This window comes from Burkholderia sp. Bp9142 (assembly GCF_003853415.1).
GTDB lineage: Bacteria > Pseudomonadota > Gammaproteobacteria > Burkholderiales > Burkholderiaceae > Burkholderia.
Window position 1 is genome coordinate 1 of sequence record NZ_QTPP01000010.1, and the last position, 13,946, is coordinate 13,946.

11 protein-coding genes are annotated in these 13,946 nt (G+C 68.7%); 7 read left to right on the forward strand and 4 right to left on the reverse strand.

What is annotated here, in order from left to right; translation table 11 throughout:
• Nucleotides 1-369, forward strand: a 369-nt coding sequence (locus tag DIE22_RS13355; RefSeq protein ID WP_185640609.1) for a fibronectin type III-like domain-contianing protein, incomplete at its 5' end; no start/stop codon positions are given.
• A gap of 193 nt (nt 370-562) precedes the next feature.
• On the opposite strand, the gene DIE22_RS13360 is transcribed toward DIE22_RS13355, so the two are convergent.
• On the reverse strand, nt 563-1,138 hold the full coding sequence (locus DIE22_RS13360; RefSeq protein WP_260426662.1) for a DUF4865 family protein: 576 nt from the start codon (nt 1,136-1,138) through the stop codon (nt 563-565).
• 139 nt (nt 1,139-1,277) lie between these two features.
• Here DIE22_RS13360 and DIE22_RS13365 point away from each other — a divergent pair, with 139 nt between their 5' ends.
• The 3 genes from DIE22_RS13365 to DIE22_RS13375 all read left to right on the forward strand — a co-directional run bounded on the left by DIE22_RS13365 (nt 1,278) and on the right by DIE22_RS13375 (nt 3,498).
• Nucleotides 1,278-2,135, forward strand: a complete 858-nt coding sequence (locus tag DIE22_RS13365) for a LysR family transcriptional regulator (protein WP_124605268.1) — start codon at nt 1,278-1,280, stop codon at nt 2,133-2,135.
• A 263-nt stretch (nt 2,136-2,398) separates the two neighbouring features.
• On the forward strand, nt 2,399-3,004 hold the full coding sequence (locus DIE22_RS13370; protein WP_409410191.1) for an IMPACT family protein: 606 nt from the start codon (nt 2,399-2,401) through the stop codon (nt 3,002-3,004).
• A gap of 206 nt (nt 3,005-3,210) precedes the next feature.
• A complete protein-coding gene (locus DIE22_RS13375; RefSeq protein ID WP_124497971.1) occupies nt 3,211-3,498 on the forward strand; it encodes an H-NS family nucleoid-associated regulatory protein in 288 nt (95 codons plus the stop codon).
• 60 nt (nt 3,499-3,558) lie between these two features.
• Here the strand turns inward: DIE22_RS13375 and ppk2 are convergent, their stop codons facing one another.
• Both ppk2 and DIE22_RS13385 read right to left on the reverse strand, forming a co-directional pair.
• Nucleotides 3,559-4,509: a polyphosphate kinase 2 gene (gene ppk2 / locus DIE22_RS13380; RefSeq protein WP_124497970.1), complete on the reverse strand. Its 951-nt coding sequence runs from the start codon at nt 4,507-4,509 to the stop codon at nt 3,559-3,561.
• 131 nt (nt 4,510-4,640) lie between these two features.
• Nucleotides 4,641-5,090, reverse strand: coding sequence for a helix-turn-helix domain-containing protein (locus DIE22_RS13385; RefSeq protein ID WP_124605269.1), 450 nt, complete (start codon nt 5,088-5,090; stop codon nt 4,641-4,643).
• A 327-nt stretch (nt 5,091-5,417) separates the two neighbouring features.
• Between DIE22_RS13385 and DIE22_RS13390 the strand changes: the two genes are divergently transcribed.
• Nucleotides 5,418-6,341, forward strand: a complete 924-nt coding sequence (locus DIE22_RS13390; protein ID WP_124605270.1) for an alpha/beta fold hydrolase — start codon at nt 5,418-5,420, stop codon at nt 6,339-6,341.
• Between the two features lie 117 nt (nt 6,342-6,458).
• Here DIE22_RS13390 and ggt read toward each other — a convergent pair whose 3' ends face one another.
• Entirely contained in the window at nt 6,459-8,180 is a 1,722-nt protein-coding gene (gene ggt, locus DIE22_RS13395) for a gamma-glutamyltransferase (protein ID WP_124605271.1), read from the reverse strand.
• Nucleotides 8,181-8,581: 401 nt separating this feature from the next.
• Here ggt and DIE22_RS13400 point away from each other — a divergent pair, with 401 nt between their 5' ends.
• Nucleotides 8,582-9,106 carry a metal-dependent hydrolase gene (locus DIE22_RS13400; RefSeq protein WP_124605272.1) on the forward strand — a complete coding sequence of 175 codons (525 nt, stop codon included), beginning with the start codon at nt 8,582-8,584 and terminating at the stop codon, nt 9,104-9,106.
• 281 nt (nt 9,107-9,387) lie between these two features.
• Complete coding sequence (locus DIE22_RS13405) at nt 9,388-13,893, forward strand: DEAD/DEAH box helicase (RefSeq protein WP_124605273.1); 4,506 nt, start codon at nt 9,388-9,390, stop codon at nt 13,891-13,893.
• Nucleotides 13,894-13,946 lie beyond the last annotated feature (53 nt).

Here is a 13,946-nt window from a genome sequence, read left to right on the forward strand (position 1 = left end):
ATCCAGCCGATGTTCGAATTCGGCTACGGGCTGTCGTACACGCACTTCGCGTATTCGGGGCTGTCGGTGTCGCGGCAGCGGGACGGCTCGCTGAGTGTCGCGTTTACCGTGCGCAACGACGGCCGCGTCGCCGGCGCGGAAACGCCGCAGGTCTATCTCGGCGTGCCGTACAAGGACGAACCGCCGAAGCGGCTGGTCGGCTGGGAGAAGATCCGGCTGAACCCGGGCGAGGCACGGCATGTGCGCGTGACCGTGTCGGCGCGGATGCAGAGCGTGTGGGACACGTCGCGCAACGGCTGGCGCATGGTGCCGGGCGGGACCGTGTATGTCGGTGCGTCGTCGCGGGATATCCGGCTGCAGGGTAGCTGACCGACGATGGCGTGACCGGAAGCGCCGCGTGCGGCGCTTCCGGTGTCCGTGCAGGGGCCCCTTTCCCCGGCCACCTGTGCCGGCTACCGGAGCAACAGCGCCAGCAGCGTCGCGAGCGCGGCGATCCCGACGATCCCCGCCGCCAGGCCCGCCAGATGCGCGGCGACCGCGAGGCCCGCGGGCAACCGCATCGTCACGCGCTCCCTTCCAGCGTGTCCAGCAACGGCCGCGCGAAATGCAGCACCTGATACACCGTGCCCGCGCCGTCGTCGTCCGGCTCATGCTCCGAGACGAGCGCCCGCGTCAGCCTCCAGCGCGCCGGATCGACGCTGACGGCCGCCGCGACGACACCCGGCCGTCCCGCCGTTTCGCGATTGTGTGCGATCTCCCGCGCGAGCGCGGCGTCGAGATCGGCATCCGCCGCGATGTCGACGGCCTCGAGACGAACGAAGCGCGCCGTCGCTGCGCACCCCTTGCGCGCATCGAGCGCAACCCGGACCTCGACCGGCGGCCGTCCGAAACTGTCCGTCACGCCCCGGAAGCGGCCGTCCGCGACGAATTCGGCGAACGCCCGGTCGGAGCGCCACAGATAGAACGACGCATAGCCGTTTTCCGTCGCACCGTAGCGGCCGGCCTCGCGCAGCAGGAAACCCTTGAACAGCAGTTCGGGCGTGTCGTCCCAGCGCCCGCCGCGCTCGCGCACGCGATCGCGAATGATGTCGAGGTCGTAGTCCGCCGGCAGGCGGTGCATGTAATACGCGGTCAGCATGGGCGCCTCCTGGCGAAAGAAACGGCATGAATCGGGCGGATTTCGGAACGGCTGGACACAGCGTAGAAGGCCTTGAATCATTTGAAAAGGCGATGGCAGAATATTTCAATGATTCGTTTTCAAAATGGAGGAATGCGCGATGAAAACGCTCGACATCGACGCCGTGCATGCGTTCGTGCTGACCGCCGACCTCAGGAGTTTTACGCGCGCCGCCGAGGCGATCGACACGACGCAGTCCGCGGTGAGCCTGAAAATCAAGCGGCTCGAAGACGCGCTCGGCCGCCGGTTGCTCGAGCGCACGCCGCGCCAGGTGCGCCTGTCGGCCGACGGCGCCGCGTTCCTCGAACCGGCCCGCGCCCTGGTCGCGGCTCACCAGGGCGCGGTCGGCGCGTTCGGCACGGGCCAGCGGCGGCTGGTCATCGGCGTCAGCCACCATGTCGTCGGCGCGGATCTGCCGATGCTGCTGCGGCGCATGAACGACGCGGAACCCGGCCTCGTGCTGGAAATTCGGGTCGCGGCGTCGCGCGACGTGCTCGACGCATTCGATCGAGGCCGACTCGATGCCGCTGTCGTCCTGCAGCACGACAGCCGGCGCCTCGACGGCGAGACGATCCTGTCGGAATCGTTCGGCTGGATGGCCGCGGCCGATTTCGAGTACCATCCGCCGCAACCGCTGCGGCTCGCCACGCAGGCAGAACCGTGCAGCGTGCGGCGCATGGCGGTCGGCGCGCTCGACGAAGCCGGTGTCGCGTGGACGGAAGTGTTCGTCGGTGGCGGCGTCGCGACGATCGGCGCGGCGGTATCGGCCGGGCTGGCCGTCGCGGCGCTCGGGCATCGCGTCGCACCATCGGGCACCGTCGACGTCGGTACGCAGTATGGATTGCCGCCGCTGCCGGCCCGCGACGTCGTGCTGTACACGAACCGGACCGATGCGCACGCAAGACAGGCAATGCGCACGCTGGGGGCGGCGCTCCGGTCGTCGGTCGGGAGGCGGTAAAAGGCACGCGGCGAATCGCGAACGCGGCATCGTCGCCGGTCTGCGCCGCAGTACCGAACCCGGCACGATACCGGCGTGCGTCGCGGGCGGGTTAGCCATCGCCCCGCCCGCTCGGGGTATCCTTCGTCACACGCCACCGCGCGGCCGCCCCGTTCATCGGCCGGCCGCGCGACCGGCATGCGGACGCCGAACCGCGCAGCGCATTCGCCCCGGCCGAGACAGAACGCGCCCGCCATGCGGGCAACCCACTGCATGCTCCGTGCATGCCGACAACGATCAACGTGACTTACACCCTATCCGCTTCCCGCACGACCGAACTCGAAATCCGCAAGAGCCGCTTCATCGCGCACGCGATTCCGGTTGAAGACCGCGACGCCGCGATGCAGGCGCTGCAGCGCCTGCGCGCCGAGCACCCGACGGCCACCCACGTCTGCTGGGCGCTGCTCGCGGGCGGCCAATCCGGCATGTCGGACGACGGCGAGCCGTCGGGCACCGCCGGCCGGCCGATCCTCGAAGTGCTGCGTCATCACGATCTCGACGGTGTGCTCGGCGCGGTCGTCCGCTACTACGGCGGCGTGAAGCTCGGCGCGGGCGGCCTGGTGCGCGCCTATACGGATGCGATCGCCTCCGCGCTGCTCGACGCCGAGCGCGTCGAACGCATTCGCCACACGCGCTTCGCGATCGAAATCGGCTATCCGGACGAAGCGCGCGTGCGCCGCTGGATCGAGCAGGCGGGTTACGAGCTGGTGGACAGTGCGTACGGGATGACGGTGCGGCTCGTCATCAAGCTGCCGGAAACGGCCGAAGCGGCGGCGAAAGCCGAGCTGTTCGACCTGACGCAGGGGCGCTCGGGCTTCCCTGACCTGTGACGAACGGCCGGCCGCACTGCCTCCGCGTCACGGATTCGCGACGACCCCGCGAAAATTCAGATACGTCCGATAGAAAAACCGCGCACCGAAATTTAATCTCCTGCATTCCCGGTGCGGCGTTTCGCAAACGGCTGGCCGGGCATGCAGACACGCAGCCCATCGCGCGTCGCAAGCAATCAGAATCAAGCTACGGGGATATCGGACGCATGCAACTGCAAAAACTGCAAGCCCAGCTTGCGGAACTCGATCGACGCATCCAGGCGGCACGTCGCCGTGAACGCGACGCGGCACTCGTTCGGGTGCGCCGGCTCGTGACGAACTATGCGCTGACCGCGCGGGAAATATTCGGGCAGGGTTACAACGATCGCGCGAAGCTGTTCACGGTCGGTGCGAAATATCGCGACCCGGCGACGGGCGCGACGTGGAGCGGACGCGGCCGCGCACCCGCCTGGATCGCCGGCCGCGACCGTGCCGCGTTCCTGATCCGGGAGTGAGGCGCGCCGCGTTGCACGCGCGCCCCCGTGACCGCTCCGGCCGGCCTGCACCGCTCGCGCTCAATAAGTGTCCGGCACGATCATGGTGTCCGGCACCGGACGGCGAATGTAGTCCTCGTGATGCTCGCGCTGCGGCAAATCGATCGTCGGGCGCGGCACCTCGTGATACGGCACCTGGGTCAGCAGATGGTGGATGCAGTTCAGGCGCGCGCGCTTCTTGTCGACCGCCTGCACGACCCACCACGGCGCATCCGGAATATGCGTGCGCTGCAGCATTTCTTCCTTCGCGGCCGTATAGGCTTCCCAGCGGCGGCGGCTCTCGAGGTCCATCGGGCTCAGCTTCCACTGCTTCAGCGGATCCTCGATCCGGCTCTGGAACCGCACTTCCTGCTCGTGATCGGTGATCGAAAACCAGTACTTGACGATCTGGATCCCGCTGCGCACCAGCATCTTCTCGAACTCGGGCACCGAGCGGAAAAACTCCTCGTATTCGTCGTCGGTACAGAAATTCATCACGCGCTCGACACCTGCGCGGTTGTACCAGCTGCGATCGAACAGCACGATCTCGCCGCCGGCCGGCAGATGCGCGACATAGCGCTGGAAATACCACTGCGTGCGCTCGCGGTTGCTCGGCGCCGGCAGCGCCGCCACGCGGCACACGCGCGGGTTCAGGCGCTGCGTGATGCGCTTGATCGCGCCGCCCTTGCCTGCCGCGTCGCGGCCTTCGAAAATCACGACGAGCCGGTGCCCCGTGCTCACGACCCAGTCCTGCAGCTTCACGAGTTCGCCCTGCAGCCGGAACAGCTCGCGGAAATACTGCTTGCGCGCTTCGCGGCGCTCCGGCGAGAACAGCAGATCCTCGTCGTCGTCGAAGCGGCGGTCGTCGAGCTCCATTTCGAGCTCCTCGTCGTACGCGTCGACGAGGTCCTCCTCGAAACGGCGCTGGCGCGACTCGAGCGATGCCGTATCGGTGAAGTTGTCGGTCTCGGTGCGGGTATCGTTATCGCCCATGGGGCCTCCTTCCTTCAGTTGACGCAGCCAAACTCCGCCATTATCCCAGTGTTGCGCGTCAAATTGATGAAAAAGGGGCCGATCCGCCCCTCGGAAGCGAAAAGCGGCGACGCACGCCCGATCGCAGTGCATCAGCCGGACGGCGGCAGCACGACCGTGTCCTCTGGCCCGAGCACGCGCCCGTCCTGCGAGCGAAGCTCCAGCTTCCTGACGGGCAGGCCCTTCTTCCGGTCGACGAGGAGCACGTGTGCCTCGTCCGGTTCGAAGCAGAAATCCTCGCCCCACTGCCGCAGCGCGACGAGCACCGGAAACAGGCCGCGCCCCTTCTCGGTCAGCACGTACTCGTGATGCGCGCCGCCGTCCGCGGCCGGCACCACGTCCATGATTCCGTGTGCGACGAGATTGCGCAAACGCGCCGCGAGAATGTTCTTCGCCAGACCGAGGCTCGTCCGGAATTCGCCGAAGCGGCGGCGCCCGTCGAAGGCGTCGCGCACGATCAGCAGCGACCACCAGTCGCCAATCGCGTCCAGCGGGCGGGCAACGCCGCAAGGGGAATCTTCGTGGGTGGTTCGTCTGGTCATCGATGCGGGTCGAACGGCGGATCGCGCCATTGGCAATGAATGGTTTCAATATAAAACCAACAATATCGAAAATCAATCGACCCGCGCCCACTGTTCGAGAAGCGCGAACGATACGGGACTCGTCCTCGTGACTGGTTTTCCCGTTCACGCATATCGATGCGAAAACCCGCTGAATTCCCTACTCTTCCTGACCCGATGACCTCCCGTCGCCGAGGTATTCGAGCACGTCCTGATTATCCATTCGGTTGCAGCTTGCCATCTCCCGACTTACGCTCCCCATGGTTTCAATTTGAAACTATCCTCCTCGACCATATGAAGGAGCGCTCGATGATTTCGTCCGATGCCACGTTCGACGGCACCTTTCCATTCGCCCCGCGTTTCGACGACACGTCCGGTTTCCGGATGCACTACGCGGACGAAGGCCCGCGCGACGGCGAGACCGTTCTGTGCCTCCACGGCGAACCTACCTGGGGTTACCTGTTCCGCCACCTGATCGCGGCACTGAGCCCGACATGCCGGGTCGTCGTGCCCGATCACATGGGATTCGGCAAAAGCGCGACGCCGCAGGACCGCAGCTACTGGTTGCAGGACCATATCGACAACCTGGAGCGCTTCGTCCTCGCGCTCGACCTCGACCGCGTGACGCTGGTGATGCACGACTTCGGCGGCCCGGTCGGCATGGGCCTCGCCGCCCGTCATCCGGACCGCATCCGGCGCATTGTGTCGGCGAACGGACCGACGCCGTTCGGCCAGCCCGACCTCGTCGAACGCCTGGCCGCGAACGGTCGCGACGCGCCGTGGTTCCAGTGGATCATGCGCGCGGCCACGGACGGTTCGCTCGAAACGGTGCTCGGCCAGCTCGGTTTCAACATCCTGAGCACGCTGAAGCTGAACGGCTTCGAGAATCATGCGATCGTCACGGATACGTGGCTCGCCGCGTACGGCGCACCGTTTGCGCGGCCGGCCGACTGTATCGGCGCGATCGGATGGGCTCGGGGATTTGCCGACGGCGCACACCGGTTCGAGAAACCCGATGCGGCGGCGATACGCGCGATACGCGACAAGCCCGCGCTCGCGATCTGGGGAGACGCCGATCGAACGCTCGGCGCCCAGCATTTCCTGCCGCTGTTCACCGCGCTGTTTCCGTCGGCACCCGTCGATCGGCTGGCCGGCGTCGGGCACTATTGCTTCGAGGATGCGCCCGATGCGGTTGCGAGCCGGATCGCCGGATTCATCCGGGCCACCGCCTGAGCGTTGCATCGCGCGCGTGAGCGCTGCGGTGCGATTCCCCGACCGGGAGCGGGCGAATACCGGGCCGGGGAACCGCATGCGCGGCCGCTGTCGCAAACGCGCATGCGCCGCCCTGCGTCACCGAATGATCCGCGTCACCCCGCGCCCGCGCGGATCGGCCATCGCCTCCGGCGTCCTGCCATCGACCTTGATCACCTGGATGTCGCCGCTGAAGTCCTGTCCCTTCAACGTGTAGCCGCGCGCCTCGATCTGCTTCGCGAGCTCGCCTTCGATCGGGTGGTACGGCTCCCAGAAGATCGTGTTCGGCGGCAGCAGCTGATGGTGGAAGCGCATCGCGCCGACGGCCTCCTTCAACGGCATCCTGAAGTCGTAGATGTTGTTGATCACCTGGAAGATCGACGTGAAGATCCGCGAGCCGCCCGGCGTGCCGATCACGAGCGACACCTTGCCGTCCTTCGTCATGATCGTCGGCGACATCGACGACAGCGGACGCTTCTTCGGCTCGATCGCGTTCGCATCGCTGCCGACCACGCCGAACATGTTCGCGACGCCCGGCTTCGCGGAGAAGTCGTCCATCTCGTCGTTCAGCACGATGCCGGTGCCGTCGGCGATCACGCCCGAACCGAAATAGCCGTTGATCGTGTACGTGTTCGACACCGCGTTGCCCCACTTGTCGACGACCGAGAAGTGCGTCGTTTCGGCCTTCTCGGGCATCGACGTGCCGAGGCCCGGCTGCACGCTCTTCGTGTCGGACGGCTCCTTCGGATTGACCTCCGCCGCGCGCTTCGCGATGTACGCGTCGTCGGTCAGCTGCGCGATCGGCACCTTGTAGAAGTCGGGGTCGCCGAGGTATTGCGCGCGATCGGCGAACACGCGCTTCTCGATTTCGGCGACCAGGTGGATGTATTGCGGCGAGTTGAGCTTCACGCCCTCGAAGTCCTGCTTCAGGTCCGCCTTCATCTTCAGCAGCTGCACGAGGCCGATGCCGCCCGAGCTCGGCGGCGGCGCGGTGATCACGTCATAGCCGTTCCACTTCGCCTGCACCGGCTGGCGCCACACCGCGCGGTATTGCGCGAGATCCTCGGTCGTGATCAGCCCGTTGCCGTCGCCGGTCTTCATCGACGCGGCGATCAGCTGGGCCGTCTTGCCCTTGTAGAAGCCGTTCGCGCCGTCGTTCGCAATCCGCACGAGCACGTCGGCGAGATCGGGCTGCTTGAAGTTCGACCCGGCCTTCATCGTGGAGAAGTACTTGTCGAAGTTGGTCTTGCCGCCGAACTCCTTCGACGCGTCGACGCCGCGCTGCGCGAGCTGTTCGTCGACGACGAAGCCGTCGCGCGCATAGTGGATCGCCGGCGCGAGCACCTGCTTCCACTTCAGCTTGCCGAAGCGCTTCTGCGCTTCCCACATGCCCGCGACCGTGCCCGGCACGCCAGCCGCGCGCGGGCCGTACAGGCTCATGCCCGCGACGACGTTGCCGTCCTTGTCGAGGTACATGTCCTTCGTCGCGGCGAGCGGCGCGCGTTCGCGGTAGTCGATGAAGTACGGCTTGCCGTCCTTGTAGATCGTCATGAAACCGCCACCGCCGATGTTGCCGGCTTCCGGATACGTGACGGCGAGCGTGAAGGCGATCGCGACAGCCGCGTCGATCGCGTTGCCGCCTTCCTTGAAGATCCGCTCCGCGGCGTCCGCGCTGTACTTGTCGGCCACCGCAACCGCCGAGCTCGTCAGGACCGCCGGCTGCGGCCCCTTCGCATAAGCCGGCGCGTTCGGCAGGAAGCCGATGCCGGCCACCGTCGCGAGCACGGCGGCGGATGATTTGAAGCGATTCAGCGTCGTCATTGCATGTCTCCCATGTGGATCTCCAGCGGGCCGAAAAAAGCCCCTGATCCGCTTATATCCGCTGGCTCACGGTGGGCCATATGCCGGTTTCGTAGTGACGTGGGGCAATCGATCGAAAATCACGCACCACACTACGAATCTCCTCGAATCGTGTGCGGTGGGTCACGCGCCGGTGCAAAGGCGGACACGCGGATCGGTCGAAATTGCATGCGACCCATGCGAGGCACGGCCCGCAATCGGAAAATCACGGCACGCGCCACTTGCGCGGCTCCGCCGCATGCAAAAAAACCGCGATCGAACCGCCCGCTGCGCGGGCCGATCTGAGAAGATAGCGCCCCGCTTTCGCGCCCGATCGTTCGCGCTCGTTTGCCGCCGCTTCACGTTTTCTCGTCTCGTTTCCTATGGCATCACACAATGCGCATCACGCGTCCGGCTTCGCGGCCGGCGCCGCCGCCGCCGTCCTCGTCGCGCAAACCGGCGCGACCGGCCCCTGGCACGCGGGCCTGCTCGCCGCGTTCGCGGCCGGCGTCGCGGGCGGCACCGCGCCCGACTGGCTCGAAGTCGCGTGGTGGACCCGCAAGCGCCGCCTGTGGATCACGCACCGCACCGTCACGCACTGGGGCATCGGCTGGATCGCGCTGCTCGCGCTCGGATGGCACGGGCTCACGCATCATCCGCATCCGCTGTGGGCCGCGCCGCTGTTCGGTTTCGCGTGCGGCGGCGTGATGCACCTGCTCGCCGACTGGCCGAATCCGCTCGGCGTGCCGTGGATCTGGCGGCGCCACTCGCTGAACCTGTGGAACAGCGGACATTGCGACCTGATCGTCGTGGCCGCCGCATGGGGCGGCACGCTGTGGCTCGCGCAGTCGCTGTGGACGCGCGCGCCGTTCCTCGAACACTGGCTCGGCTGGCTGCACCGCGTGTAGTCACGTGTAGTCGCGTGTAGGCACGGATCGCGCCCTGCATCCGCCCGGCGCACCTCGACCGCCGCTTTCCCCTTCCGCAAGGCCGGCCACCCGTGACCCAACAGGTGCCGGCCCGCACGCGCGCACCTATTGCCTGTTGAAACGCCGGCACCGCGCCTCATCTGCCTCTCCGCCGCGTGCGTGCTCCCTGCCCGCGGCGCCCGGCATGCATCCGCGACGTCTGGCACACTGACGATTCGCGCGCGGCCGCCCGTGCGCTCGCACCCCATTTCAACGCTCCGATGGACGTCACCGCCACCCGCCCCGCCACCGCGCTCGACGTGTTCCACCCGGCCGTCGCCGCGTGGTTCCGCCGCGCGTTCGCCGCCCCGACCGGCGCGCAGGCGCTCGCGTGGCCGCACATCAAGGCCGGCCGGTCGACGCTCGTCGCCGCGCCGACCGGCTCCGGCAAGACGCTCACCGCGTTCCTGTGCGCGCTCGACGACCTCGTGCGCGATGCGCTCGCGCACGACGGCGCGCTGCCCGACGCGACGCTCGTCGTCTATGTGTCGCCGCTGAAGGCGCTGTCGAACGACATCCACGTGAACCTCGACGCGCCGCTCGCCGGCATTGCCGAGTCGCTCGCGCAACTCGGGCTGCCGGTGCCGGCGATCCGCACCGCCGTGCGCACCGGCGACACCACGCAGGCCGAACGCGCGGCGCTGCGCAAGCGCGCGCCGCACATTCTCGTGACGACGCCCGAGTCGCTGTACGTGCTGCTGTCCTCGACGTCGGGACGGCAGATGCTGTCGAGCGTGCGCTCGGTGATCGTCGACGAGATCCACGCGCTTGCGTCGTCCAAACGCGGCAGCCACCTCGCGCTGTCGCTCGAACGCCTCGATGCGTTGACGGGCCGCGCGTTGCCGCGCATCGGATTGTCGGCCACGCAGAAGCCGATCGACGCGGTCGCGCGCTTCCTGGTCGGCGGCCCGGCCGATGCGCCGCGCGACTGCACGATCGTCGACACCGGTCATACGCGCGAACGCGACCTCGCGCTCGAGCTGCCGAACGTGCCGCTCGAACCCGTGATGGCGACCGACGTGTGGGAACAGGTGTACGAACGGATCGCCGCACTCGCGGCCGCGCATCGTACGACGCTCGTGTTCGTGAACACGCGGCGCACCGCGGAGCGCATGGCGCGCCATCTCGCCGACCGCCTCGGCAAGGACGCGATCGCCACGCACCACGGCAGTCTCGCGAAGGAACACCGGTTCGACGCGGAACAGCGGCTCAAGCGCGGCGACCTGAAGCTGCTCGTCGCGACCGCGTCGCTCGAACTCGGCATCGACATCGGCGACGTCGACCTGGTGTGCCAGGTCGGTTCGCCGCGCGGGATCGCGCCGTTCCTGCAGCGCGTCGGCCGCTCGGGGCACCACGTCGGCGGCGTGCCGAAGGGCCGCCTGTTCCCGCTGTCGCGCGACGAGCTGATCGAATGCGCGGCGCTGCTCGACTGCGTGCAACGCGGCGAGCTCGACGCGTTGCGGATTCCCGAGGCGCCGCTCGACGTGCTCGCGCAGCAGATCGTCGCCGAGGTCGCCTGTGCGCAATGGCACGAGGACGCGCTGTACGCGAGCTTCACGCAGGCGGCGCCGTACGCACGCCTGTCGCGCGAACGCTTCGACGACGTGATGAAGATGCTCGCCGAAGGCTTCACGAGCCGCCGCCGCGGCGTGCGCGGCGCGTATCTGCATCGCGACGTGGTCGGCGGCACGGTGCGCGGGCGCCGCAACGCGATGATGACCGCGACGACGTCGGGCGGCACGATTCCCGACATGGCCGACTACGCGGTACTGCTCGAACCGCAGGGCATCCAGGTCGGCACCGTCAACGAGGATTTCGCGATCGAGAGCCTGGCCGGCGACGTGTTCCAGCTCGGCAACCAGTCATACCGGATCATTCGCGTGGAAACGGGCCGTGTGCGCGTCGAGGACGCGCAAGGCCAGTCGCCGAGCATTCCGTTCTGGCTCGGCGAGGCGCCCGGGCGCAGCGACGAGCTGTCGGCGGCGGTCGGCCGGCTGCGCGCGCGGCTCGACGGGCTGTTCGCCGAAGGCGATCGGCAAGCGGATGCCGGTGGGCCGAAGCGCGCAGGCGGCGACGCGGCCGGCAAGACGGGCACGCGCGGCAAAGCCGGCAAGGCGGTCGAGGCCGACATCGCGACCGATTCGCGAAGCGAGCCCTTCGGCACCGCGACGGCCCCGTCCGAAAGCCGTCTCGCGCCGGCGCTGCGCTGGCTCGCCGACGATCTCCACCTGTCGCCCGACGCGGCCCGCCAGATCGCCGACTACCTCGCGCGCACGCGCGCGGCGCTCGGCGCGCTGCCGACGCAGGACACGCTCGTGATGGAGCGCTTCTTCGACGAATCGGGCGGCACGCAGCTGGTGATTCATTCGCCGTTCGGCAGCCGCATCAACCGCGCATGGGGGCTCGCGCTGCGCAAGCGCTTCTGCCGCAGTTTCAACTTCGAGCTGCAGGCCGCCGCGACCGACGACGCGATCATTCTTTCGCTGTCGCTCGCGCACAGCTTCGCGCTCGACGAAGTGTGGCGTTACCTGCGCTCGGCCAGCGCCGAGCACGTGCTGGTCCAGGCCCTGCTCGACGCGCCGATGTTCGGCGTGCGCTGGCGCTGGAACGCGACGACCGCGCTCGCGCTGCCGCGCTTCACCGGCGGCCGGCGCACCGCGCCGCAGCTGCAGCGGATGAAAAGCGAGGACCTGCTCGCGACCGTGTTCCCCGATCAGGTGGCATGCCTCGAGAACATCGTCGGCGAACGCGAGATCCCGCACCATCCGCTCGTCGACCAGACGCTCGACGACTGCCTGCACGACGCGATGGATACCGACGGCTGGCTCGCGCTGCTGCGCCGGATCGAAAGCGGCGCGATCGAGCTGATCGCACGCGATCTGCCCGCGCCGTCGCCGCTCGCGGCCGAGATCCTCAACGCGAAACCCTATGCGTTCCTCGACGACGCGCCGCTCGAGGAGCGCCGCACGCAGGCCGTGCAGTCGCGCCGCTGGAGCGATCCCGAATCGGCCGACGATCTCGGCGCGCTCGACGCCGACGCAATCGACGCGGTGCGCGACGAAGCATGGCCGCTGGTGCGCGATGCCGACGAAATGCACGACGCACTGCTCACGCTCGCCTGCGTCGCCGACGGCGAAGCACATGCGCACGAAGGCTGGGCCGACCAGCTCGCGGAACTGGCCGAACGCCGCCGCGCGACCCAACTCGTCACGCCGGACGGCGCCGCGCTGTGGGTGCCGGTCGAACGGCTGGTCTGCATACGCGCGCTCCATCCCGGCGCACGCGTCGCACCCGCGCTGAAGGTGCCGGCCGCATGCGCACAGCCGTGGGAAGCCGACGCCGCACGCGTCGATGTAATCCGTGCGCGGCTCACCGGCTTCGGACCGCTGACGCTCGACGCCATCGCGCAGCCGCTCGGCCTGCCGCCCGCGACGATCGCGACGGCGCTCGCGGCACTCGAGCGCGAAGGCTACGTGATGCGCGGCCGCTTCACGCCGGGCGCGACAGCCGACGAATGGTGCGAACGCCACCTGCTCGCGCGCATTCATCGCTATACGGTCAAGCGGCTGCGCCGCGAGATCGAACCGGTCGAGCGCGCCGATTTCATGCGCTTCCTGTTCCACTGGCAGCACCTGACGCCCGACACGCGCGGCTCGGGCCGCGACGCGCTCGCGGCCGTCGTCGAACAGCTCGAAGGCTACGAAGCCGCGGCGAGCGCGTGGGAAGACGCACTGCTGCCCGCGCGGCTCACGGACTACACGGCCGGCGGCCTCGACGAGCTGTGCCGCTCGGGCAAGCTCGTCTGGACCCGCATCGGCGCGCCGGCCCGCGCGGCCGGCACGCCCGTGAAAACCACGCCGGTCGTGCTGCTGCCGCGCCGCCACCTCGGTGCATGGCAGGCGCTGCGCGACCCGGACGCGCAACCGGCGCTGTCGGCGCGTGCGACGCAGGTGCGTGACGCACTCGCCGCACATGGCGCGGTGTTCTTCGATGCACTGCTCGACGAACTGCACCTGCTGCCCGTCGAACTCGAACAGGCGCTCGGCGAACTCGTCTCGGCCGGCCTCGTGAATGCGGACAGCTTCGCCGGACTGCGTGCACTGCTGAAACCGGCGGTCAAGCGCCACGCGACGCATGGGCCGCGCACGCGGCGCGGCGGCGCACTGATCGGCGGGATGGACGATGCGGGCCGCTGGGCGCTCGTGCAACGCGTTTCGGCACCGGACGACGCGCCAACGCCGGCACCGAAGCGCGGTGTGCCCGCGACCGATCCCGCCGCGCTCGAACACGTCGCCTGGACGCTGCTGCGCCGCTATGGCGTCGTGTTCTGGCGGCTGCTCGAACGCGAGGCCGACTGGCTGCCGAGCTGGCGCGAACTCGTGCGCGTGCTGCAGCGGCTCGAAGCGCGCGGCGAAATTCGAGGCGGACGCTTCGTCGCGGGGCTCGCGGGCGAGCAGTTCGCGCTGCCGGAAGCGATCCCGATCCTGCGCGAACTGCGTCGCCAACCGGGTGACGGCCAGTATGTGTGCGTGACGGGTGCCGACCCGCTGAACCTTGCCGGCACCCTGCTGCCCGGCGACAAGGTGCCCGCGCTGGCCGGCAATCGCGTGCTGTTCCGCGACGGCGTGCCCGTCGCGTCGCTCGTGTCGGGCGCGTTCCACTATGCGCCCGACCTGCCGCCCGCCGCGCGCGAGGATGCGCGCCTACGCCTCGCACGCCGCTACTGACATCGGCTGACACGCGGCACGTCGCGGACTACTGAACGCCGCGCGGCATCGAC